At 55.8% G+C, this 22124-nt stretch carries 15 protein-coding genes; 13 read left to right on the forward strand and 2 right to left on the reverse strand.

The window, feature by feature from the left end:
* Window positions 1-131: 131 nt before the first annotated feature.
* A complete protein-coding gene (locus VSR72_RS34385; RefSeq protein WP_342956713.1) occupies window positions 132-1346 on the reverse strand; it encodes a multidrug effflux MFS transporter in 1215 nt (404 codons plus the stop codon).
* A 243-nt stretch (window positions 1347-1589) separates the two neighbouring features.
* Window positions 1590-2927: an MFS transporter gene (locus tag VSR72_RS34390; protein WP_342956714.1), complete on the reverse strand. Its 1338-nt coding sequence runs from the start codon at window positions 2925-2927 to the stop codon at window positions 1590-1592.
* Window positions 2928-3223: 296 nt separating this feature from the next.
* Here VSR72_RS34390 and VSR72_RS34395 point away from each other — a divergent pair, with 296 nt between their 5' ends.
* From VSR72_RS34395 to VSR72_RS34455, 13 genes are all read left to right on the forward strand, one after another.
* Window positions 3224-5401 carry a malate synthase G gene (locus VSR72_RS34395; RefSeq protein WP_342956715.1) on the forward strand — a complete coding sequence of 726 codons (2178 nt, stop codon included), beginning with the start codon at window positions 3224-3226 and terminating at the stop codon, window positions 5399-5401.
* Window positions 5402-5533: 132 nt separating this feature from the next.
* Window positions 5534-5995 (forward strand): hypothetical protein, encoded by a 462-nt coding sequence (locus VSR72_RS34400; RefSeq protein WP_342956716.1) that lies wholly within the window; start codon window positions 5534-5536, stop codon window positions 5993-5995.
* A gap of 693 nt (window positions 5996-6688) precedes the next feature.
* Window positions 6689-8311, forward strand: a complete 1623-nt coding sequence (locus VSR72_RS34405) for a GMC family oxidoreductase N-terminal domain-containing protein (protein WP_342956717.1) — start codon at window positions 6689-6691, stop codon at window positions 8309-8311.
* 677 nt (window positions 8312-8988) lie between these two features.
* Window positions 8989-10764, forward strand: coding sequence for an NAD(P)/FAD-dependent oxidoreductase (locus VSR72_RS34410; protein WP_342956718.1), 1776 nt, complete (start codon window positions 8989-8991; stop codon window positions 10762-10764).
* A 17-nt stretch (window positions 10765-10781) separates the two neighbouring features.
* Window positions 10782-11675 carry an oxaloacetate decarboxylase gene (locus tag VSR72_RS34415; protein WP_342956719.1) on the forward strand — a complete coding sequence of 298 codons (894 nt, stop codon included), beginning with the start codon at window positions 10782-10784 and terminating at the stop codon, window positions 11673-11675.
* Window positions 11676-11686: 11 nt separating this feature from the next.
* The gene (locus tag VSR72_RS34420) at window positions 11687-12235 is read left to right on the forward strand and encodes a carboxymuconolactone decarboxylase family protein (protein WP_342956720.1); all 549 of its coding nucleotides are present in this window, start codon (window positions 11687-11689) and stop codon (window positions 12233-12235) included.
* Between the two features lie 91 nt (window positions 12236-12326).
* Window positions 12327-12749: a cupin domain-containing protein gene (locus VSR72_RS34425; RefSeq protein ID WP_342956729.1), complete on the forward strand. Its 423-nt coding sequence runs from the start codon at window positions 12327-12329 to the stop codon at window positions 12747-12749.
* A gap of 196 nt (window positions 12750-12945) precedes the next feature.
* The gene (locus VSR72_RS34430) at window positions 12946-13743 is read left to right on the forward strand and encodes a carboxymuconolactone decarboxylase family protein (protein ID WP_342956721.1); all 798 of its coding nucleotides are present in this window, start codon (window positions 12946-12948) and stop codon (window positions 13741-13743) included.
* Between the two features lie 141 nt (window positions 13744-13884).
* Window positions 13885-15240 carry an MFS transporter gene (locus VSR72_RS34435; protein ID WP_342956722.1) on the forward strand — a complete coding sequence of 452 codons (1356 nt, stop codon included), beginning with the start codon at window positions 13885-13887 and terminating at the stop codon, window positions 15238-15240.
* 1183 nt (window positions 15241-16423) lie between these two features.
* Window positions 16424-17563, forward strand: a complete 1140-nt coding sequence (locus tag VSR72_RS34440; protein WP_342956723.1) for a porin — start codon at window positions 16424-16426, stop codon at window positions 17561-17563.
* A gap of 582 nt (window positions 17564-18145) precedes the next feature.
* Entirely contained in the window at window positions 18146-19300 is a 1155-nt protein-coding gene (locus tag VSR72_RS34445) for a tripartite tricarboxylate transporter substrate binding protein (protein WP_342956724.1), read from the forward strand.
* 261 nt (window positions 19301-19561) lie between these two features.
* The gene (locus VSR72_RS34450) at window positions 19562-20044 is read left to right on the forward strand and encodes a tripartite tricarboxylate transporter TctB family protein (RefSeq protein WP_342956725.1); all 483 of its coding nucleotides are present in this window, start codon (window positions 19562-19564) and stop codon (window positions 20042-20044) included.
* Complete coding sequence (locus VSR72_RS34455; RefSeq protein ID WP_342956726.1) at window positions 20041-21600, forward strand: tripartite tricarboxylate transporter permease; 1560 nt, start codon at window positions 20041-20043, stop codon at window positions 21598-21600. Before VSR72_RS34450 ends, VSR72_RS34455 begins: the two co-directional genes overlap by 4 nt.
* The last annotated feature ends 524 nt before the right edge of the window (window positions 21601-22124 follow it).

A 22124-nucleotide genomic window follows, 5' to 3' on the forward strand; every position in this document is an offset into this window, starting at 1 on the left:
CTTGCCTCCAATGCCTTTTCATAGTGTGGTCAACGCGCTTTCCTTGGCCTCGAGTTCTACTCCCGCGCGTTAATGCGACTGGACCTGCGGACGAGGGGATTGTGTTGAATTGGCTCGGAGACGCGTCCGGCTCACGATGTGCCACCTGCATACAGGTTGGCCAACCGTCTGCGCGCCCGATCCCAACTCAGGGCGGACCAAAACCCGGCCATTCCGAGGGCCGCTGCCACTGTCAGTACGGCGGCAGCAGCCAATGCTGGGTTTTGCCCAATTCCGACCGCGTAAGTGCAAAGTGCGCCCACTGCCATCTGCACGAACCCGTAAAGTCCGGCCGCCGATCCGACGACGGTTGCGTTGGTGCTGAGCGCTTTCGTCAAGGCCAAAGGACTTGCGATCCCGACTCCCGAGGCAAAAAGGAACATCAAACCAATTGCCGAAAACACCGTCAGTCCGCCTGCCAGTACGATAATCAAAAGCGTGAATGCCGATAGAACACCCAATGCGCTTCCAGCTAACAACAGGCGTTCAAGGGAGATTCTGCGGATCAGATGGCGGGCGCAAGTATTCCCTAGCGATACGCCCACGATGATCAAGCCGAGGTAAAGTCCAACTTCGTGCAGAGGGCGATGCAACTGCGTGGAGACAATAAATGGCGACGCGGCGATAAACGCATAGATCGAAGTTGTCGCGCAGCCACCCCCCAGTGCAAATCCGAGGAACGATGGCGACCTCAGCAGCTGCATGTAATCGCGCGCTAACGCAGTAATCTTGATGCTGCCGGTTGGCCGGGCGGTTTCTGGAAGCAAGCGCCACGTAAACAGCAGCGTGACACCGCCCAGTGCGGCGAGCAGCAGAAAAATCGACCGCCACCCCAACGTCCCGGCGAGCTCTGCCCCAAGCAACGGTGCTAGCCCTGGTCCGACCGTCATCATGAGGTTCAGCAGCGCAAGTTTTCCTACGACGTCATCCGTCTGCGCGGAGTCACGCACGATCGCGCGCCCAAGTGCCAGCCCGGCGCCTCCTCCGAACGCTTGAAAGAGGCGTGCGACGACGAGGGTATGCAGTCCTGACGCGATCGCTGCAGCCAAGCCTGCAACGGTATAAAGCGCAAGTCCCATAACTACAAGGGGGCGTCGCCCAACAGCGTCCGACAATGGTCCGTACACCAGCTGTCCGACTGCGAGGCCCGCGATGTACACGCTAATCGTCGACTGCATAGCAGCGCTGCCGACACCAAAAGCGTTGGCAGCATCCGGCAATGCCGGAACAAACATATGCATGGCCAAGGTGCCGCTGATGGTAATCAATACGAGCAGCCATAAGGGTGCTCTCGTGCTCGATTTCATTGAAAATGCTTCCTCGATCGAAACGCCATGAGGAAATGCTGCCTGAGTGCGAGATTGGCGTCGCTTATTTCGATGGTACGTCGGTGCGTCATCAAGCTGGTGCCGATGCCGGAAAAAAGTCTCTCAAGCACAAGCGCGCGGATGGATAAGGGCCGCCTCAGTCGTCTATCTGCGGCCGCAGCGACTGCAGATACAGACAAAGTGTCAAGAAGAATGCACCGTCGAATGCCTCTGCTATCAACGTCAGGCGTTTCCTGTCGGTCGCTGCTCGGAAACGATCTGAGTCGGCTCACCGGTCTCAGGCTCTTGCACAGACGAGTGGAGTTCGACGTCTTTAGTCTCAGGCAAGAACTGAACCATAAGAAAATTTAAAACGGCGAACGCTGTGACGTACCATCCAGGCGCCATTGGCGAGTTCAGTGCACTTACTAGCCACGCGCATACGAGAGGAGTCGTGCCGCCGAGGATGGCCACAGTGATTTGATAGGCGATGGCGTGTGATGTTGCGCGCGAATGGGTGGGAAAAAGCTCGGTACTCGTGACGGTGCACGTGGCTCCATACAGGCCAATGCCGATACCCAACGCAATTTGGCCCAACACGACTTGAAACAGCGAACCGTTAGCGGCCAGCCAGATGGACAAATACGCGAAAAGCGCGATCCACAATGAACCTGCAGACAGCAAAGCCTTGCGCCCAAAGCGATCGCTCAGTGTCCCGGCTACGGAACCAAGTGCGGAATAAACAAAGATGCCAGCGCCGTTTGCAAGCAACGCGGTCTTGGAGTCCAATCCAACCTGCTTGACGAGGAATGTGTACATGAAGCCGAGAAGCAGGTACGCGGTGATAGCCTGCACGGGCATCAGCATCGCTACGTAGAGCATCGATTTACGTGCGGATCGAGAAACGCTGCGAAGTGCGTCATTGAACTCCGCTTTGCGAACGGCCTGTTTATATTCTTCGGGGTCCTCGAGATTCTTCCGCATCTGGACGCCGACGATGCCGATCAAGCCCCCGATGAGGAACGGAATGCGCCATCCCCAGTCTGCGTATATTTCCTTCCCGGTAAGGGTCTGAAATCCCAGCAGAATGACTGTGACGAGGAACAACGGAAGGGTTGCGAACGTGAAGGCGATGCCGACCCAACGGCCTCGCTTTCCTTTCGGCGCCGACTCCATGATGTAAATCATGCTGCCGGTGAATTCACCACCCATTGCAAGCCCTTGGACGAATCGGCTAAGAACAAGTAGGACGGGTGCTGCAATGCCGATCTGTTCATACGTCGGAAGTGCCCCGATGGCCGCGGTACCGAGAGCCATCAACCAGATAGTGATGACAAGCACCCTGACACGCCCGATACGATCCATCAGGTACCCGAATGCGATGCCTCCAACGGGGCGGGCCACGAAGGCGACCGCGTAGACAGCAAACGTACTGAGAAGGGCGGCTGTGGAGCTCCCGGACGGAAAGAAGTGTGCTGCGATGAACGGGACGGAAAATCCAAAGACCGTGAAGTCGTAGATCTCGCCTAAATTTCCGATCGAAACTGCACCAATCTTGCGCCGAGCGCTATTCGAACTCACAGACTGTCTCCTGTATTGATCTATCGCGCCGGCTTCTTCTTCGTCAACGAACTGCTCACTTGCGGCCCTTTGTCAGCTACCTTGCCCGCAGGCCGACGCTTTCGCTGGCGTCAGCAGACGCGGAAAGCGACGGTCCCATTTTAGGAATCGGTCGGCGCGCCCACTAGGTGGCTCGGCGGTAAGCACCATTGCTTACAGCGCAAAGCCGGAGGGCTGGTCGCCCGACCGATGGGCCCGCTACCATAGAGTCCATCGCAAATCCCCTGTGCCGAGCAGCACACTGAGTTGGAGTGTTCATGAACGAAATGTCCCAAAAGCAAGGCCTGAAGGTCGACGCGAATCTTGTCAGGTTCGTTGAGGAGGAGGCTATTCCTGGCACGGGCGTGGATACCGCGGCTTTCTGGAGTGGGTTCGACTCGTTGGTCCACGACCTTGCTCCGAAGAACCGAGCTCTGTTGGCCGAACGCGAGCGTTTGCAAGCCCAACTGGATGCGTGGCATCGCAGCAACCCAGGGCCGGTAAAGGACCTGCGCGCGTATCGCGAGTTTCTGGAGGGTATCGGTTACATTGTGCCCGCGCCGACGCGCGTTCAGGCGACGACCGCCAATGTCGACCGTGAGATCGCCGAGCAGGCTGGGCCACAACTCGTCGTGCCGCTGTCCAACATGCGCTATGCACTGAACGCGGCCAACGCGCGCTGGGGTAGCCTCTATGATGCGCTCTATGGCACTGACGCTATCGACGAAAGTGATGGTGCGGCGCGTACAGTCGAGTTCAATCCCAAGCGCGGCGAAAAAGTGATCGCCTACGCGAGGATGTTCCTCGACGCCAACGCCCCGCTTATGAGCGGTTCGCACACCGACGCGACCAAGTACTACATCGAGCACGGGAAGCTTGTCGTCGCCCTAAAGGATGGCGGCAAAAGCAGCCTGAAGGTACCTCGACAGTTCGCTGGTTACCAGGGCGAAGCGGCTGAGCCTTCGGCCGTTTTGCTTGAGCACAACGATCTGCACTTCGAGATCCAGATTGACCGGGAAGACCCTATAGGCAAGTTCGATGCAGCGCATGTAAAGGACGTGCTGATGGAGGCAGCGGTGAGCACGATTATCGACTGTGAGGACTCTGTCGCAGCCGTTGATGCGTCCGACAAGACGCAACTCTACCGAAACTGGCTCGGCCTGATGCAGGGCAATTTGTCAGAGCAGGTGACGAAGAACGGCAAGTCTTTCACTCGGACCATGAGGCCGGACCGCGAATACGTTGCGCCGGATGGCTCCAGACTCACCCTGCACGGTCGATCGCTCCTTTTCATCCGAAATGTTGGTCATCTGATGACTAACTCAGCCGTAGTCGACCGGGACGGCAACGAGATTCCCGAAGGCATACTAGACGCGGTGATGACTACCCTCGGTGCGTTGCACGACCTGGAGAGCAGGGGCAATTCGCGCACCGGATCGATCTACATCGTGAAGCCGAAGATGCACGGCCCGGCCGAGGTCGCGTTCGCTGATGAACTCTTCTCGCGCGTTGAGGATCTGTTTGGCCTGCCGCGTCACACGATAAAGATGGGCATCATGGATGAGGAACGCCGCACGAGCGTGAACCTGAAGGCATGCATCGCTGCCGCGGAGGCGCGCGTCGCGTTTATTAATACGGGCTTCCTGGATCGCACCGGCGACGAGATGCATACTTCGATGGAAGCGGGGCCTATGCTGCGTAAGGGCGGGATGAAATCGTCCGCGTGGATCAGTGCGTACGAGCGCAATAATGTGCTCGTCGGCTTGGTCACTGGGTTGCGCGGACGTGCGCAGATCGGCAAGGGGATGTGGGCAATGCCCGATATGATGCGCGCTATGCTCGAGCAAAAGATCTCTCATCCGAAAGCCGGCGCGAACACAGCATGGGTCCCGTCGCCAACCGCGGCGGTCCTGCACGCACTGCACTATCACCAGGTGGATGTGCAACAGGTGCAAGACGAGCTGGAGAGCGACATCTATGAAGGTCAGGAAGACAAGCTGCTTGATGGCGTGCTAACGATTCCGGTCGTAGGCCAGCCGTCGTGGTCAAAAGAAGACATCAAGAATGAGCTTGAGAACAATGCACAAGGCATCCTCGGTTATGTTGTGCGATGGGTTGATCAGGGTGTGGGTTGCTCGAAGGTGCCGGACATTCGCAATGTTGGTTTGATGGAGGACCGCGCGACGTTGCGCATTTCCAGTCAACACATTGCAAACTGGCTGCACCACGGTATCGTCACTGAAGAGCAGGTTCGCGAGACATTTGAACGCATGGCAGCGGTGGTCGACGAGCAGAACAATGCCGATCCACAATATCGTCCGATGGCGCCCGCGTTTGAAACATCACTCGCCTTTAAAGCCGCCTGCGCGTTGGTGTTCGAAGGGCGTGCGCAGCCCAGTGGCTACACGGAACCGCTGCTCCACAAATTCCGGTTAGCCGCCAAGCAGTCTCTATGAGGAATGTCGCCCTCGTTTGAGCGCTCCGTTTGGCAGCGAGGGCGACAACTAGACCTGTACCTTCAGCTGCTTGGACATCGATCTCGAAGCAGCCTTGGACACGCTGTGAGACTCTCAGCTCGATATATTCATATGGCACTTGACCGCAACACTCCGTGGGCGAATGTTACGTGGCTTCCCACCTCGAAACTTATCGACCTGTCGTTACGAAACCACCTATGTCTTGCCGCCCTGCGCTCGGAGCACGGAAAAGCGGTGCATATGGGGATGATTGTCAAAACAATGTTCTCTTCGTTCTTCATCTTCGACGCTGGGTTTGGTAAGGGCGATGTTTCGATCTTCCTGGCAGCAGATGAGAGCCTTAGCCAGAGAGAAATGCCAAAGCTTGACTCTCCATGGAGTCTTTGCTCATCCGCGATCGCGCCTACGGCCCGTCTTCTCGCGCTCTACGATGAACAATTGCAGACCACGCCTCTGCGTGACTTGGTGGAGGGACACCAACGAGCAATCGAAAACTTCGCGGCTCCACCACAGTGGCGTCTGTCGATACAGGCACTAGTGCAACGGTATAGGAAAAAACAGAGAGTCGGCTAAATCCCAATTGTTGATCGTCGAGCTCTGCGCCTTGACTGATATGCGGGATTGAACGTAGAGAACTGAAGCAGCTGAACCCGCTTCATGCTGCGGCGCGTAGACCTAATTCCCGCGCAGTCAACGCAGTTCTATGGCGAGTGTCGTCGGCGCGACGGCCGAATGCAATAGATCGGTTGTAGAAAGTCGAAGCCCCATCTTTGCGTGTAGCGCAATGATGCTTTGCGCCGTACCAGCTGCCCGCAAGCCTTGCACCTTATTAGACTGAATTTTGCGGTGACTCGCTTCGGCGGTGGTCTAAATCCAGTCACTTTTATTTCGCCGCGTAAATGACTGTTGCAGCGATCGCGCACATCGAACTGTACGAGCCCGAGAGACATGTAGTGGCACTGTCGTTAGTGGTGGTAATAAGAGAGGGAGACAGAACGCGTGCTAAATCTCTAAGCCAGGCCGGGATAGGAGTGAGCCGCGGTAATCGGAATCATTTCGCGGGGCGGCATCCTCGCCCGCCGTTCCCCATTACTTCACGCAAGATGCCTTGCCAGCGCGTCGGATCTCAGCTACCAGCTGGAGATCAACCTCGAAGTAATTCCAGGGGGAGCAGGCCGACTCACCCCGTCCGGTAAATTCAACGGCCGTCTCGTTGCGCAACGGAGACCGGACGCCATTCCAGAAAACTAACCAATTTCGCGAGTTATGGAGACATTCGACTACATCATCATTGGCGCAGGTTCTTCTGGCTGCGTACTGGCAAACCGTCTTTCCGAGGACCCCGGCACAAGGGTGTTGCTTCTCGAGGTTGGTCCAGATTCCGACAGATTTTGGGTCCGTACGCCGGCGGGTGTCGCAAAGCTGTACTACGATAAAGAGCTAAATTGGAACTATTTCACCGAGTCGATGCCCGCACTGGGCGGCCGAAAAATGTACTGGCCTCGGGGAAAGGGACTGGGCGGGTCGAGTTCGATAAACGGGATGATATACATCCGAGGTCACCAGAGGGACTTCGACAACTGGAAAAGGTTGGGATGTCCAGGGTGGGGGTACGAGGATGTCTTGCCCTTCTTTAAAGAAGTCGAACACAATGAGCGAGGCGCGGACGCCTACCGCGCAGTTGGAGGTCCGCTGTGGATTAGCGACCCTGCCGTAAAGGAAGCGAGTTCCTTCGACTTCATCGAAGCGTCGAAGAGATTCGGCATTCCAGTGACAGACGACATCAACGGTAAACTGCATGACGGCGTAGGCTTTATGCAGCACACCATACGTGATGGGCAGCGCCAATCGGCTTATTTCGCTTTTCTGAAGCCCGTTATGCATCGAAGCAACCTTCAGGTGCGAACCGGTTGCCGGGTAGAGCGGATTGTTTTCGAGAACAGACGGGCAACAGGAGTCGAAGCTACTTTTGACGGACAAAAGCACATCATTTCTGCGGCGAGAGAGGTGATTCTTTCTGCCGGATCGCTGAATTCACCTCAACTCCTCATGTTGTCCGGAATTGGCCCCGGGGAGGAGCTTAAACGGCATGGTATCGGGCAGATTGTCGATCTTCCTGGCGTTGGCGCCCACTTGCAAGATCACTTCTACGTACACACCGCGTATCGAACTACCAGATCCAGTTCTTACAACAACAGAATCAGCGGGTTTGGGAAATACCTTGAGGGCGCACGCTATCTGATGACGAGAGGAGGGTATCTGGCGTTGGGCACATCTCAGGTGGCCGCATTCGTGAAAAGCAGACCGGAGGTTGATTATGCCGATCTGCAAATCTGCTTTCGGCCGATGACTTTCAACTTCCATCCGGATGGGCACGTAGAGGTGGACAAAGACCCGGGCGTCGGCGTATCGGTTTTCATCCTGCGGCCGAAAACGACGGGAAAGGTTAGCTTGCGCTCAAGAGATGCTGCTGATGCGCCGGTCCTCACACCAAATTTCCTGACGGATGAGGACGATGTGCGAGCGATGATCAGTGGCCTGAAGCAGATTCGTTCGATTATGGAGATGGACCCGATTGCCTCGCGGATCATAGACGAGCAGTTGCCCGGGAAGGCGATTCAAACGGATGCCCAATGGATTGACTTCATGGCGAAAACTGGGAACACCGCCTCGCACCAGACGAGCACATGCAAAATGGGCAATGATGCAATGTCAGTCGTTGATGAGAGACTGCGCGTCAGGGGAATCGACGGGTTGAGAGTGGTTGATGCGTCGATTATGCCGCACGTTACGTCAGGTAATACCAACGCGCCATCAATCATGATTGGAGCGAAGGGAGCAGCAATGATCAGGGAAGATGCTGTGTCCAGACGCGTCATTCACGATTGAGCGACCCCGGGGGCGCACTGTTATCGAGAGCCCTGAGGGTGTACTGATGTTTCTATCGCCAGGTCACGACCGGGGAGATGGTGACGTTCGGCAGGCAAGCTTCTAATGACAAGAGGGCGTGCGTTGCAAACATTCACTTTCTTCCACATTCGATAAGGTGCCGTTGTTTTACAGGTAGCGTCTCTCGTCCCGGCCTGCGTCGCCGTTCTGCAAGAAGTCTGCTCGTGCATCCAATACTGCGCGCCTGATTCAGTGCAATTCAAATACCAGGTTGCGTCTGTTCGGCGGATGTCCTGGGCCGCCGAATGTTTTGACCGCCACATTTCGCGAGAGTGTGGCGGTTTTTTTTGCAAAAGTAATAGAACCAGATTGTTCGCGCAAAGATTTAAAGACACCAATCCAGAAGGCACTCCGCGGGGCGTGCACGGCTTCCGGAGGCGATCCGTACCGGAGATATTCCTGAACACCAGTCGCTTGTTGGAGTGGACGAACGGCAGCTTGACCAGCTGTTTGGCTCATTCCTAAGGTCAGTGCTGGAATCTTTGCTTAGAGGGCAATGATCCTTGGCGCGAACATGTCTAGTTCAACAGGAGGTGGATTTTTAGAATTGGTTTTGTCAGGAAGCTTCATGCGAATCGCCACGGAAGCTTCGTTAGGAAACTTGGAGACAATCGAAAATGTACGAAACGACGACCGAAACGCAGCTCGAGGAAACACGTGCACTGACGCCTGCGGAAAGCGTGACGCTGTGGCTGGGGTCTTTTGAAAAAGCGCTGATCACGGGTGACCGTTCCGGGCTGGAGCGGTTGTTCATTGAGGACTCGCACTGGCGGGACCTGATTGCGTTCACGTGGAATGTGACGCCGTCGGATTCGCGTGAGGTTGTCGTATCGACGTTTCTGCACGAGCAGCCGCGCGTGCAGGCCAAGGAGTTCAAGATCGCCGAGGGTCACACCCCACCACGGCGTGTGAAACGCGCCGGCGTGGAGATCATCGAGGCCATTTTCCAGTTCGAGACGGCGGTGGGGCGTGGTTTGGGCGTGCTCCGGCTGCCGATCGTCGAGACGCAGAAGGCGTGGATCATCAGCACCACGTTGCGTGAACTGAAGGGCTTCGAGGAGCCGGTGGACAAGAAGCGTCCGGATGGCGCTAGCAAGCGCACCTTCGGAGGTCAGGCGTGGGGTGAGCGGCGCGCGCAGGAGCAGGAGTACACCGACCGCGAGCCGGCGGTGCTGATTGTCGGTGGCGGGCACAATGGTCTGGCGATTGCCGCTCGCCTGCGTCTGCTGGGCGTGGATGCGCTGGTGGTCGAGCGGCTGCCGAAGGTCGGTGATGTCTGGCGCAAGCGCTACAGTGCGCTCGCGCTGCACAACGAGATTTACCTGAACCACATGCCGTACATGCCGTTTCCGTCGAGCTGGCCGAAGTACCTGCCCAAGGACATGCTGGGTGACTGGCTGGAGGCGTATGCCGTCGCGATGGAATGCAACGTCTGGACCAACACCACATTTGTGCAGGGCCGCTACGATGAAGCGCGCGGCGAGTGGACGGCGCGGGTGCGTCGTGCGGACGGCACCGAGCGCGTGCTGCATCCGCGTCACATTGTGTTCGCCAACGGAGTGGTCGGCGAGCCGAAGATGCCTGAGGTGCCAGGGCTGAAGGACTTCGCGGGCAAGGTGATCCACGCGCAGGGCTTCGAGAGCGGTGCGCCGTGGAAGGGCAAGAACGTGCTGGTGCTCGGCGTGGGCAACAGTGCACACGATATTGCTCAGGACCTTCACGGTCACGGCGCGAACGTGAAGATGATCCAGCGCGGCTCGCTGACGGTGTTCAGCGTGAAGGCGGCCAGTATCAACCATGCGATCTACTACAACGAGAACCTGCCGCTGGAGGACTGCGACCTGATCGCGACCAGCAACACGGCGGAGGTGCTGCTGCGCGGGTACAAGCTGGCCACACAGCGCATGATTGAAATCGACAAGGACCTGATTGAAGGACTGCAGGCGCGGGGGTTCAAGCTGGACTTTGGCCCGGAGAATGGCGGCCACCAGATGAAGGTGCGCAGGAACCACGGCGGCTACTACCTGAACGTGGGGTGCTCGGACCTCATTATCAGCGGCGACGTGGGTCTAATTCACTACGAGGACCTCGACCGCTTTGTGCCGGAAGGCGCGCTGATGAAGGACGGGCACATCGAGAAGGCGGACCTGGTGGTGGCAGCGACGGGTTATCACCCGCCAACGGACGTGGTGCGGGAGCTCCTGGGCGAGGAGGTTGTCCAGAAGATTGGTCCGGTCTGGGGTACGGACAGCACTGGTGAGATGGCCAACATGTACAAGCCGACTCCGCAGAAAGGCCTGTGGTTCACGGGTGGAGGCTTCGCCCAGGGTCGTGTGTGGTCGCTCTACGTCGCCCTGCAGATCAAGGCACGTGAAGCTGGTCTCGTGTCTTGAACTCGGCGAGCGGACATATGAAACAGCCCAGTAAGACGTTGCGCGAGCTATTGAGCCGCGAAGGTGCCCTTTTGAGCGCCGGCGTGTTTGGTCCAATGCCCGCCAAAATCGCAGAGCAGGCCGGGTTCGAGGCGGTCTACATGGCGGGCGGTGGGACTGCGCTCGCGCGGGCGGGCTACGCTGACCTCGGTCTTATGACCTTGACCGAGATGGCCGACAACGCCGCGGCTATCGCCCGGTCTGTAACGGTGCCAGTGATTGCCGACGCCGACACCGGATTCGGCAATCAACTGAACGTGCAGCGTACCGTACAAGAGTACGAGCGCGCTGGCGTCAGTGCTATCCACCTCGAAGATCAGGTCTTCCCGAAAAGGTGCGGTCATATGGAAGGGAAGAGCCTCATACCCATTGAGGAGGCCGTTCAGAAGATTCGTGCAGCAGTGGACGCACGCTCCAGTCCAGACTTTTTGATCATCGCACGCTGTGACGCGCTCACCGTCGATGGGATGGATGAAGTGGTGCGTCGCGGCGAGGCCTATCTGGAAGCTGGAGCTGACATGCTCTTCGTCGAATCTCCGCGCTCGATAGACGAGATCGCAGAAATCCCGCGGCGCTTGCCGGGAAAGCACGTATTTAACATGTCATCGAGTGGAAAGACGCCGATACTGTCTGTGGATGAGGTCAGTGAACTGGGATATAAGCTGATGCTTCTGCCGAACTTCACCACGCTCGCCGCGATTAAAGCGATGAGAGAAGTGCTGACCGAGATCAAGTCGACCGGCACCGTAGCTGGCGTGGTGGATCGCTGCGCAACCTTCAAGGAGTTCACCGCGCTCGGTGGCCTCAAGGAGTTGCAAGAGGTTGAAAAGCGATACGGTGTACCTGCTTCAGCGACAGCATTTCGAAACTGAGAATTGATCATATGCGTATCTCAAAATGGACACCGGAACAAAAGCCACAGCCAACGGAACTCGTCGAGGCGATTCTCGAGCGCCGCGGCGGCAAGTTGATAGACCTTGACCGCGCCCTCCTTTGGAGCGAACCGCTGGCACGCGCCTGGAACGTTTATTTGAAAGGCGTGCGCACAGGGCTAGGGGTGAGTCGAAAGCTTCGCGAGTTGGGCATCTGCACCGTGGCGTTAATTACGGGCGCGCGTTACGAGTATCACCACCATGCTCCAGACTTTCTGGCGGCCGGTGGCAAGCAGGCAGAGCTGGATGCACTAAAGACGTATCTCGAGTCGCACAACAACGATGCGCTCCAAGGGATAGGTAACGACGAAGCGTTGGTTGTTCGGTATGCGGAGCAGATGACGCGCAACGTACAAGTCGATGATGCTCTGTTCGTCCTTCTTCAGGAGCGTTTCGATACCCAAGAACTCGTGGAAATTACGGCGTCGATTGCAACGTACAACATGGTTGCCCGCTTCCTTGTGGCGCTAGGCGTAACGCCGGAAGATGAGCGTAGGTAACGGATATGGGAATCCGTACCTCTTGAGCACACTGTTCCGGCCGAGGTTCACGCCGGTCAGACAAAGTTTTCCTTACTCTATCTGTACGAAAATGACTGCGACAACTCACTTTTCTCATGTCAAGCCGAGCGATACAGCGTTCGAGAGTGGTGGCCTGCGCGACTTCTTTGTTTATCGCGACCTTGGGATCGCGAAGGCGACGGAAGGAAAGGTGGTAGCACATCTCGTCCGTGCCAATGCTGAACCCGAAGTAGGAACGGGCTGGCATGTTCACGACGCCCAATTTCATATCGTTTACATGCTAAAGGGCTGGGCGAAGTTCATGTACGAAGGGCAGGAGACGTTGGTTTCGGCAGGTGATTGCGTTCACCAGCGACCCGGAATCCGGCACTTCTTGTTCGACTATTCGCCGGATATGGAATATCTCGAGATTGTCGGTCCGGCTGACTTCTCTAGCGTCGGAGTGGACGGCCCTTGCCCGGCTCCTGCGCCAGCTCGTTGGAGCAAGAGCTAAGGGATCCGGCGCGGAGTCATCCCGGTTCCGCGCCGAACACGGAGCAATGGTTGAGACTTTCGACTTCACGCAAAGGTTCTTCCCACTCCACGCAAAGATAGCTTGTGCACCGCCTTTTGCCGCTGCTGCAGCGGGGGCCTATACCTATTGGCGGCAGTTTCCGCTCAAACGACAATCAACATTCTACTGAGTTTTGGTGAAATCCAATCCTGTTATGACGACCGATCAGAAAGTGCAGAGCGACACATCTTTAGACGATGAGACAAGCCGCCGTCTCGCAGAGCTTGACGCAGTTTTCAAGTCTCCCGAGATACCAAAAGGGCTTCGACGCAACGCGCCAAGCCTTCATGCAGCGGCTTCCGATTTCTGGAGTATGGCGTTCAAACCAAGTGCGCTCTCGCCCCGGATGAAAGAACTCGTCCTTGTCGCGCTTCACGGGACCGTGACAGCGCTAGACTCGGAGGCGGTCCATCGGCATGTACGTCGCGCTATTGCAGCAGGAGCAAGCGCGTTGGACGTCGTGGACGTATTGACCACCATTGTAAGTGCGGCTAATCACGCCCTCTACTTTGCGATGCCTGTGTTGCTCGGGGAGCTGAAAGAATTCGGGCACCCGGACGCCGAAGTCCCACCGTTGACCCCGGCGACCCAGTCGATCAAGGACGCCTTCATTCGAGAACGTGGTTTCTGGAATGAACAACGCGACTTGCTCGCGCGAATGATGCCTGAGTACTTTGCTGAACTGTCGCAGATCTCGACTGTGTCATGGAAAGATGGCTCGTTGACACGCAAGGAACGGGAGCTTATCTGCGTCGCGATTGACTGTACCGTGACGCATACCTTCGAGCCGGGTCTTCGTATCCACATCCGAAACGCGCTCAAGGAAGGCGCGAGTGCGAGCGAAATCCTGGACGTATTCAAGCTCGCTTCGGTGATCGGACTTGAGGGTTACATTCTCAGTGCTGAGGCTTTGTTCGAGTCGCCTGCAAGCTGATTCCGCGCAGCCACTAGCTAAGTCCAACTTGCCCTAAGAACCCGACAACGGCTATGTCGTGAAGTTGGGTTCGCCGACAAGCGTCTTTGCTGCCAGTAGCCCGTGGCGAAGTGGTCTTGATTTCGTTCAGGAGACAGATTTATGCAGGCGCTCGAGCAAGGCAGCGCGAGCGTTGAAGGCGTTAAAGCCGTCAGCGCCATTGGAAACTCCGACTCACGTGCCGTTGAACGGCGAACGATCAGTAAAGCGACAAAACGGCTCGTTCCGTTCGTGCTCCTGTGCTATTTCGTTGCGTACCTTGACCGAACAAATATAGGTATTGCAGCGCTTCAGATGAACAAAGACATCGGGATTACGGCGTCGCAATTCGGATTTGGTGCAGGGCTATTCTTCCTCATGTATTTTTCGATGGAAGTCCCCTCAAATATTCTGATGACGCGCTTCGGCGTCCGTCGGTGGGTAGCGCGCATTATGCTCACATGGGGAGTCGTGGCAGCGGGGATGGCTTTCGTAAAAGGTGCGAGTGGCTTTTACACGATGCGGGCACTTCTAGGGGTAGCGGAAGCCGGGTTCTTTCCCGCGATGGTCTTCTACCTGACGACTTGGTTTCCGGCCGCCTATCGGGCGCGGGCCATTAGCTATCTACAGGTCGCCGGGCCTATGTCATTCCTCTTGGGCGCCCCAATCTCAAGCGCGCTTCTTGGTTTCGATGGATATTTCGGGATGCGCGGTTGGCAGTGGATGTTCATACTCGAAGCCGCGCCGGCGATCCTTCTTTCTGGACTCGTCCTTTTCCTGCTGTCAGACAACCCAAAAAGCGCGAAGTGGCTCTCATCGGATGAGCGCGATTGGCTTACTATGACGCTTGCCGGCGAGGAAAAGCAACGGACAGATGTTCGCGAGTACTCTGTACTCCAGGCGATGGTTGAGCCGCGTGTTCTTCTTATGGCGCTTGTCCATTTCAACATCGTTCTGAGCGTGTACGGCGTTGGTTTCTTCCTTCCACAGATCGTGAAGGGCTTCGGTCTGAGCAACGTGCAGACTGGGCTGGTTTCCTCAATCCCATATATCGCCGGATGCGTTGGCATTATTTGGCTCGGCCGCCGGTCCGACGCGACGAAAGAACGTCGGTTGCATACAGCCTTGCCGTTGCTCATTGCCGCAGTTGCTCTGATTGTCGCTGCGTCGACGCAGACGCTCGAAGTCAAAATGATCGCCTTCAGCTTTGTGGCGTTCGGCGCATACGGTTGTGTTTCGGCGTTCTGGACACTTCCATCGACCTTCCTTAGCGGGGCAGCGGTTGCCGGAGCCATTGCCATTATTAGCTGTATTGGCGCTTTGGGTGGGTTCGCTGGTCCCTGGGTCATGGGTCTCGTAAAAGACGCGACCGGTAGTTTCTCCGGTGGCCTCTACTTTCTCGCGATCATGGACGTACTTGCGGTGGCCATCGTGTTAGCTTTGTCCAGTCTGAAAGAACACGAGTCACATCTGGCCTGACCGATTTCGCCCGAATCGTAGCTCCAAAAGGCAGTCCTCACTCCGGAGTTGCATGGTGAAATCCACTGCGACTCCGTTTTCATGCTAACGCCATGAGTGGTCCGCTCATGCGGATCCGGGATCCCGGATTCTGGTTCGTGCGGGGCGCCTCTTGTGCACGCACATCGCAGCCCCCGCTCGATTGCTCAATTCTTTCCCCTCCCACGCTCCTCCTGATTGAAGGTCTCGCTTCCGTCGTGTTATTAGTATTAATTTTGTATTACATAGAAATAATATAAATATAAATCGCTCAATTGTGGCACTCGACGGGTCGTGCGGGTGGTGTTGTGGACGCAGTTGGGCGTCAAGATACACGCCAGGAGATTATAACCACAGCGCATATCCGATTCGCCCCTAAGCTAGTTATCCATCTCAGCGTTCCCTAGACTGATGTCGGACAAAGCAAATCTCAATATCTAGCAGCTGAGCAACGGAGGGGGAAGTGACCACGACCGAGGCGACGAAAGCACAGTCATGAGCGATGGGCGACATGCGCGATTGGTGACGCGACGCAGACTGTTCCGCCGGCCGACGACGACGTGTCCAACAACGACGCGCCGACTTTTGGGCGGGTACGGGCGGTTTGTCGGCGCTTCCGACTCCGCGATAACGTCTCCCAAAAGCGCTTCGCGTTGAAAGACGCGTCCGTGTGCGAAAGAGGGAACTATCCCGGACGGTCGAATCGGCCACTACCTCGATATTGCGTACTGGAGGCTCAATCGGAAGGGCTAGTTTGGAGCGCCATCGATTCGCACGGCTCCAATGCCACCAGATCTGTACGAGCAAATTTGGCGCAATCATCGCGGTACTTCTCGAGTTCGGCATCGAAATCGTTCACTTAGACAAACCAGTGCAAGGTCCTCCCACACATCCTTATAAGTAACGTCTCAGATGTCAGTGGATTGTATGCCATTTTTGAGGCGACTGGATACCTAATCGCACTGACCTAGGCAACCGATTTCTGCTCGAACTTCGCCCTATCGGGAGATCGGCGGCCGAAGCAAATGAGGCTGTATGTTTTACCACGTGACGTATGCGATGCAACACGGTTTCCTTCACTAGAAGACACCGCTCTATACGTCGTTGTTGAACCATGATGTCGTCGAAATCAATAGTAGTACTATAAATAAACGGAGATACGTCGATGAAGAAAGCGGTTTTTCTGGTCGCAGCGCTGAGCACATTTTCCGGCGTTGTACATGCACAAAGCAGTGTCACTATCTTCGGTATCGTCGATACCGGTCTCGTGTACACCAGCAACAACGGCGGCCATTCGTCTTGGCAGTTGACAAGTGGGAATGAATCGGGATCTCGATGGGGATTTCGTGGTGTTGAGGACCTAGGCGGCGGACTGAAAACGATCTTCCAACTGGAAAATGGATTTAGCTTGGTAAACGGCACTCTCGGACAGGGTGGCCGTATGTTCGGCCGGCAGGCGTGGGTTGCGATGGCTTCTGACAAATTCGGAACGGTGACATTTGGCCGACAGTACACCCCGCTTGTAGATGTCATTGATCCATTGCAGATCACCGTGTCGATGACGGCTTATGCCGTCCATCCAATGGATAATGATGCGATTTTGGCGACATATCGTACAAACAACGCTGTTAAGTATACGACGCCTATGTATGGCGGATTCCAGGCCGAAGCAATGTACGGGTTCTCGAACTCGACGAACTTCGCAACCAATCGCGCGTACAGCGTAGGCGCGAGTTACTCGGGCGGCTCGCTATCGCTGGCTGCCGCATATGTACGATTGAACGGACCGGCATTCAACAAAGACACCACGGGCGCTGTCGCATCTGACAATTTCTACAGCTACACGACAACGCCATTTCTCGCTACCGCTCAAACGGTTCAACAGTGGGCTGCTGGTGGCACATATTCGGCTGGAAGGGCGGTATTCGGCTTGCTCTACACTAACTCATTGTTTGCGAACCCGACCACCGGGTCGCTATTCTCGGGGGCGACCGGAAGTGGAGGGGGGAGCGGCTCTGTACGGTTCCAGAATATCGACGGAAGTTTCCGCTTTTATTTCACGCCATTCCTGGTCGGTTCAATCGGAGAAACATATACTCACGCGACACAGGGAGATGGCTCCGGAAATTACTGGCAGACGAACGCAGGTCTAGAATATTTCATCTCCAAACGAACCGATGTGTACGTTAACGCGGTCTATCAAACAACATCAAAGCACCTGCAGCCGTGGATCGAGCTTGCCAGCGCACCCTCGACTTCGCGCAGCCAAGTAATTGGGGTAATCGGTCTTCGCCAGAAATTTTAAATCGACACCTAAAAGATACAAAATTTCCACGGCGTCCCCATTTAATCCTGTGTTTACTCAGTGACCACGACCTAGAGGCGGCAGTAAGCGTTGCGAGCAACTGTCGCGTCTGGTCAGCGTAGGTGGCTAGGTATGCAGCTGACCGGGCATTTAATTGACGCAAGATTCGCGCCCCCATCGTATGCAGGGGGACGATCCACAGCAGCGCCTGTGCCATCAGTCCAGGCGTGCGTTGGGTCTCTGCGATATCAAAGAAGCATCAGTGTCGTGAATTTGCAAGCCTACTGGATGGGAATCTGTAACCTTCTGGTGCTCGTACAAGAGGTAGCGAATCTCGGCGCCGCGTGCGCGAGATGGCGCGACAGCGCCTGGGAGGAGAGTCAACTCATCGTCATCCCAACGCTATAACCAGGCGTCATATTGGGGAAACCATAAACTTCAACTCGGTAAAGAGCTCACGTTAGTATATTTTTGACAGTAATACTCCGCCTACTCATATTTTTGTACCGTCGGTGCGGCGAGCGCTAGGATGAGGCACAGCGCAGGCGCCCGAGGTAGTAGGAAGCGTTGAAAATCTGCTCGATGGATTTCCTCCGCGTTGAATTGCGCCGCATTGCAGCGAGCATATTACTCAGCGTAATGCCCAGACCACGTATCGCTCCGTCTGAATGCTGTTCGATTCTTGGTCTGTTCGACGCACTAGGAGCGCATCAAACAGAGTGGTCTGTTGGTAGTGTTGTTCCAAAAAATATGGAGACATCCTTGAAATTCATTAGACAACTCTGTGCACTTGCGCTGGTAATGGCTGCAATGCTGCCTGTCGCAAGCAACGCGCAAGCTTTCCCTGATAGGCCAGTCCGAATTGTATTGCCGTACCCTCCCGGGGGCGGCCCTGACAATGTCATGAGGATCGTTGGCGAACGACTTTCGAAAATGTGGGGGCAACCGGTGATAGTCGACAACAGACCCGGTGGCAACGGCTGGATAGGCATCAATACAGTCAAACTTGCACCGCCGGATGGTTATACCCTTCTTATGGTGGATGCGGCTTTGTTTTGCCTTCAGCCTCATCTTTACCAGAACCTACCTTACGATCCATTCAAGGACTTTGTCGCCATAGCTCCAGTGTTTTCTACGAACTATTTCATGGTCGTTAAGGCAGACTCACCATGGAAAAGCGTCAAAGATTTGCTCGTAGCTGCGAAAGCTGAAGATGGGCACATGACGTACGGATCATCCGGTGTAGGCAGTCAATACCATCTCGGTGGCGCAATGCTGGAATCTATGACCGGTGTGAAGATGACGCACGTTCCTTATAAAGACACAATGCAAATTTTCACCGATATTATCGGCGGGAGAATTGATTGGTCGTTCGCGACCGCATCTACGGCGAACGCGCTGTATCAAGCAAAAAAGCTGAAGTTTCTCGCGATTGCCGCGCCACATAGATACCCGACATATCCCGACGTTCCTACTGTAATGGAGTCTGGTGGACCCAATATGGAACTTAGGACATGGGTCGGCATTTTCGCGCCAGCTGGTACGGCGAAAGAGGCCGCAGATCGACTTAGTTCCGACTTCCAGAAAGTAATGGCGGAGCCAGAGATCCAGCAGAAATTGAACACCGTTGGACTCACATCGTGGTCTGGCTCAGCAACCGACTTAAGGAGCGCGCTTACCCAGGACTACAACACCTACGGTGCAATCCAGAACAAGGTAAAGATAAAGATTCAGTAGGGACTTTACCGGGCAACTACCTTGGCGCAGCCGGATATCCCACTCCACCGGGATGCAAAGCGGTCATCACGTCTGATGTACCATCTTTGCGAACTATGGTTGGGATACCCTGCGCGTACGCAGAAAGGAAAGGTGGTCAGTGGTTGCGGTGCCTAACCGAGGTGTCTGGCGGGTCGTTTCGGCCGTAGATGAAAATCGCGATGAGACATACAGGTACAGCTATAAAGCTTTACACAGCTAAGGTTCAAGTCGGGAGGTCGCATGACAATCGTGCGTAAAGTGAACAAAGACGTCGTCGGTGGCGCTCTAATGTTCGTCTGTGGAATATCGGTCGCATTACACTCGACCTCGTTCAATATCGGTTCACTCAGCCGAATGGGTCCAGGATTCTTCCCGTTAGCCTTGGGTATCATCCTTGCCGTGGTGGGTATCACTCTTGCGGCCAAGGGCTACCATTCAGCGTCAGTAGACTCCGATGTAAGGCAGGAGAAGAGTCAACTCGCGCCTGAGTGGAAGGCGTGGACACTAATTTGCCTGGGCATCGTCGCATTTGTGATATCGGCGAAGTATTTAGGACTTGTCGTTGCGACGTTCGCTGTCGTGTTCATCTCGGCGCTCGGAGATCGAGAGAACACGTGGCGCAGTGCAGCTTTGTTAGGCGCAGCCATGGTCGTAGTAGCCGTGGTCGTGTTTTGGTGGGCGTTGAAAATTCAGATGCCGCTTTTCAGGTGGGGGTTCGCATGATTGGCCAGACGCTGCACGATCTTTGGTATGGGTTCAGCGTTGCACTGCTGCCGCAAAATCTGCTGTGGTCGTTCTTCGGTGTGCTGATCGGAAATCTCATCGGCGTCTTGCCTGGAATGGGCGCCCTGTCCGCGATCGCCATGCTGTTGCCACTGACCTACACAATGCACGCAGTCCCTGCGCTGCTTATGCTAGCAGGCATCTTCTATGGTTCCCAGTACGGTGGTGCCTTGGGCGCTATTCTCCTCAATCTGCCATCTCATCCACCGCATGCGGTCACGTGTATTGATGGATATCCATTGACTAAACAGGGCAAAGGAGGCACGGCCCTTGGTATTACGATGATTGCGTCATTCTTTGCCGCTTCCTTCGGAATCGTAGTGATGATTGTGGCTTCGCCACTGCTAGTGCAGATCGCGTTTGATTTCGGTCCGACTGAGATCTTTTCGATCATGTTGCTAGGCTTGCTTGCCGGCTCGACAATGGCGCGTGGTTCGCCTCTTAAAGGCATTGCAATGACCACGTTTGGCCTGCTGCTCGGCATCGTCGGCACGGACGTGAACAGTGGTACGTCGCGCTTTACATTTGGCTTTGTGGAACTTTATAACAACATAGAGATCGTAGCCCTCGCGATGGGACTTTTCGGTGTGGCCGACTTTATCGCCAACGTTAATCGAGTGCACTTTATCGGGATGGCGACGAAAGTGCGACTCCGCGATATGTGGCCTTCGAAAGGCGAACTGAAACAATCTTTCTTCCCAATGGTGCGCGGCACTCTGGTTGGCACGCTGTTCGGTGCAATTCCCGGCACAGGCCCCACCATCACGACATTCCTCGCTTATGCGCTCGAGCGCAAGATCTCCAAAACACCGGAGCGGTTCGGCAATGGCGCCATCGAGGGCGTCGCTAGCCCCGAGGCTTCGACGCACGCGAAGACGCAGGTGGATTTCATCCCAACCATGAGTTTAGGTATTCCTGGTGACGCGGTGATGGCACTATTACTTGGTGCGCTACTGATCCAAGGATACCAACCCGGTCCCGCGCTGATTACGGAGCACGCTGACCTGTTCTGGGGGCTTATTGCGAGCTTCTGGATCGGCAACGTCCTGCTTGTAATTCTCAACGTTCCGATGATTGGCCTGTGGGTGAAAGTGCTCCGTGTGCCGTACCGCTATATGTATCCCTCAGCGCTTTTTTTCATAGCGATAGGCGTGTTCAGCACCAACAACAGTCTATTCGAAGTAGGGGAAGTACTGGTCTTTGGCATTATTGGCGCAGTGTTGCTTAAGCTTGAGTTTCCTGTGGCGACTATCCTCCTTGGATTTGTACTCGGACCTATGGTGGAGGAAAACTTCCGGCGCTCGCTACTGCTGTCACATGGCGACTTGGCGATCTTCGTCCAGAGACCAATCAGTGCATTTTTCACATATGCGTGCCTCGTTCTTGTCGCAGCGCAGTTGTACTTTGCATGGCGAGCCTCCCGACGCAATCGTAAGAAGGTTGTGCGTGCTGAGGAGTATCCACAGGTGTCGGGAGCTGCTGCAATAGACGACTAGGGATAGGCGTGCCGGATGAGGCGCGTGGAACATTTAACGGACGTTCGGTATCTGGCTATACGACTTAAGTGAACTGCTGAGAATGGGGAATAGGCAATTGAACGGATAGCCTCGTGCAAATAGGTTCGGCGTTGGCCCCGAAACGGCACCGGACCAAAGGCAGAATTCGACGACTCGCTATGGATTGCCGATCTGCTCGCACAAGCCAAGCGGCGCCAGCTTCGCGCCAACGCCGCGCTCCAAAGTGACTCACTCTGACGCGTACGCGCCGACGATGCGTACGCGGTATCTCCCAATACCGCCGCGCATCCATAAAGTGCTCGAGGAGCCAGGCTCGAGCACCGAAGCGTCCTCTCAGGTGTGCTCCGCTATCGTGGCAGTGCCATGCGCGATGAAGGTAAGCGGCCAGCGATCCCGTCTTGACAGACGAAGTTAGGCGATTGTCGGTATCGGCTGCCAGTGATGCGGCAACAACGCGGCAATGTCGCTGGCCCTGTGCGTGGGCAGACGCGTGAGGATGTCCT

The sequence above is a fragment of the Paraburkholderia sp. JHI869 genome, assembly GCF_038900775.1.
GTDB lineage: Bacteria > Pseudomonadota > Gammaproteobacteria > Burkholderiales > Burkholderiaceae > Paraburkholderia.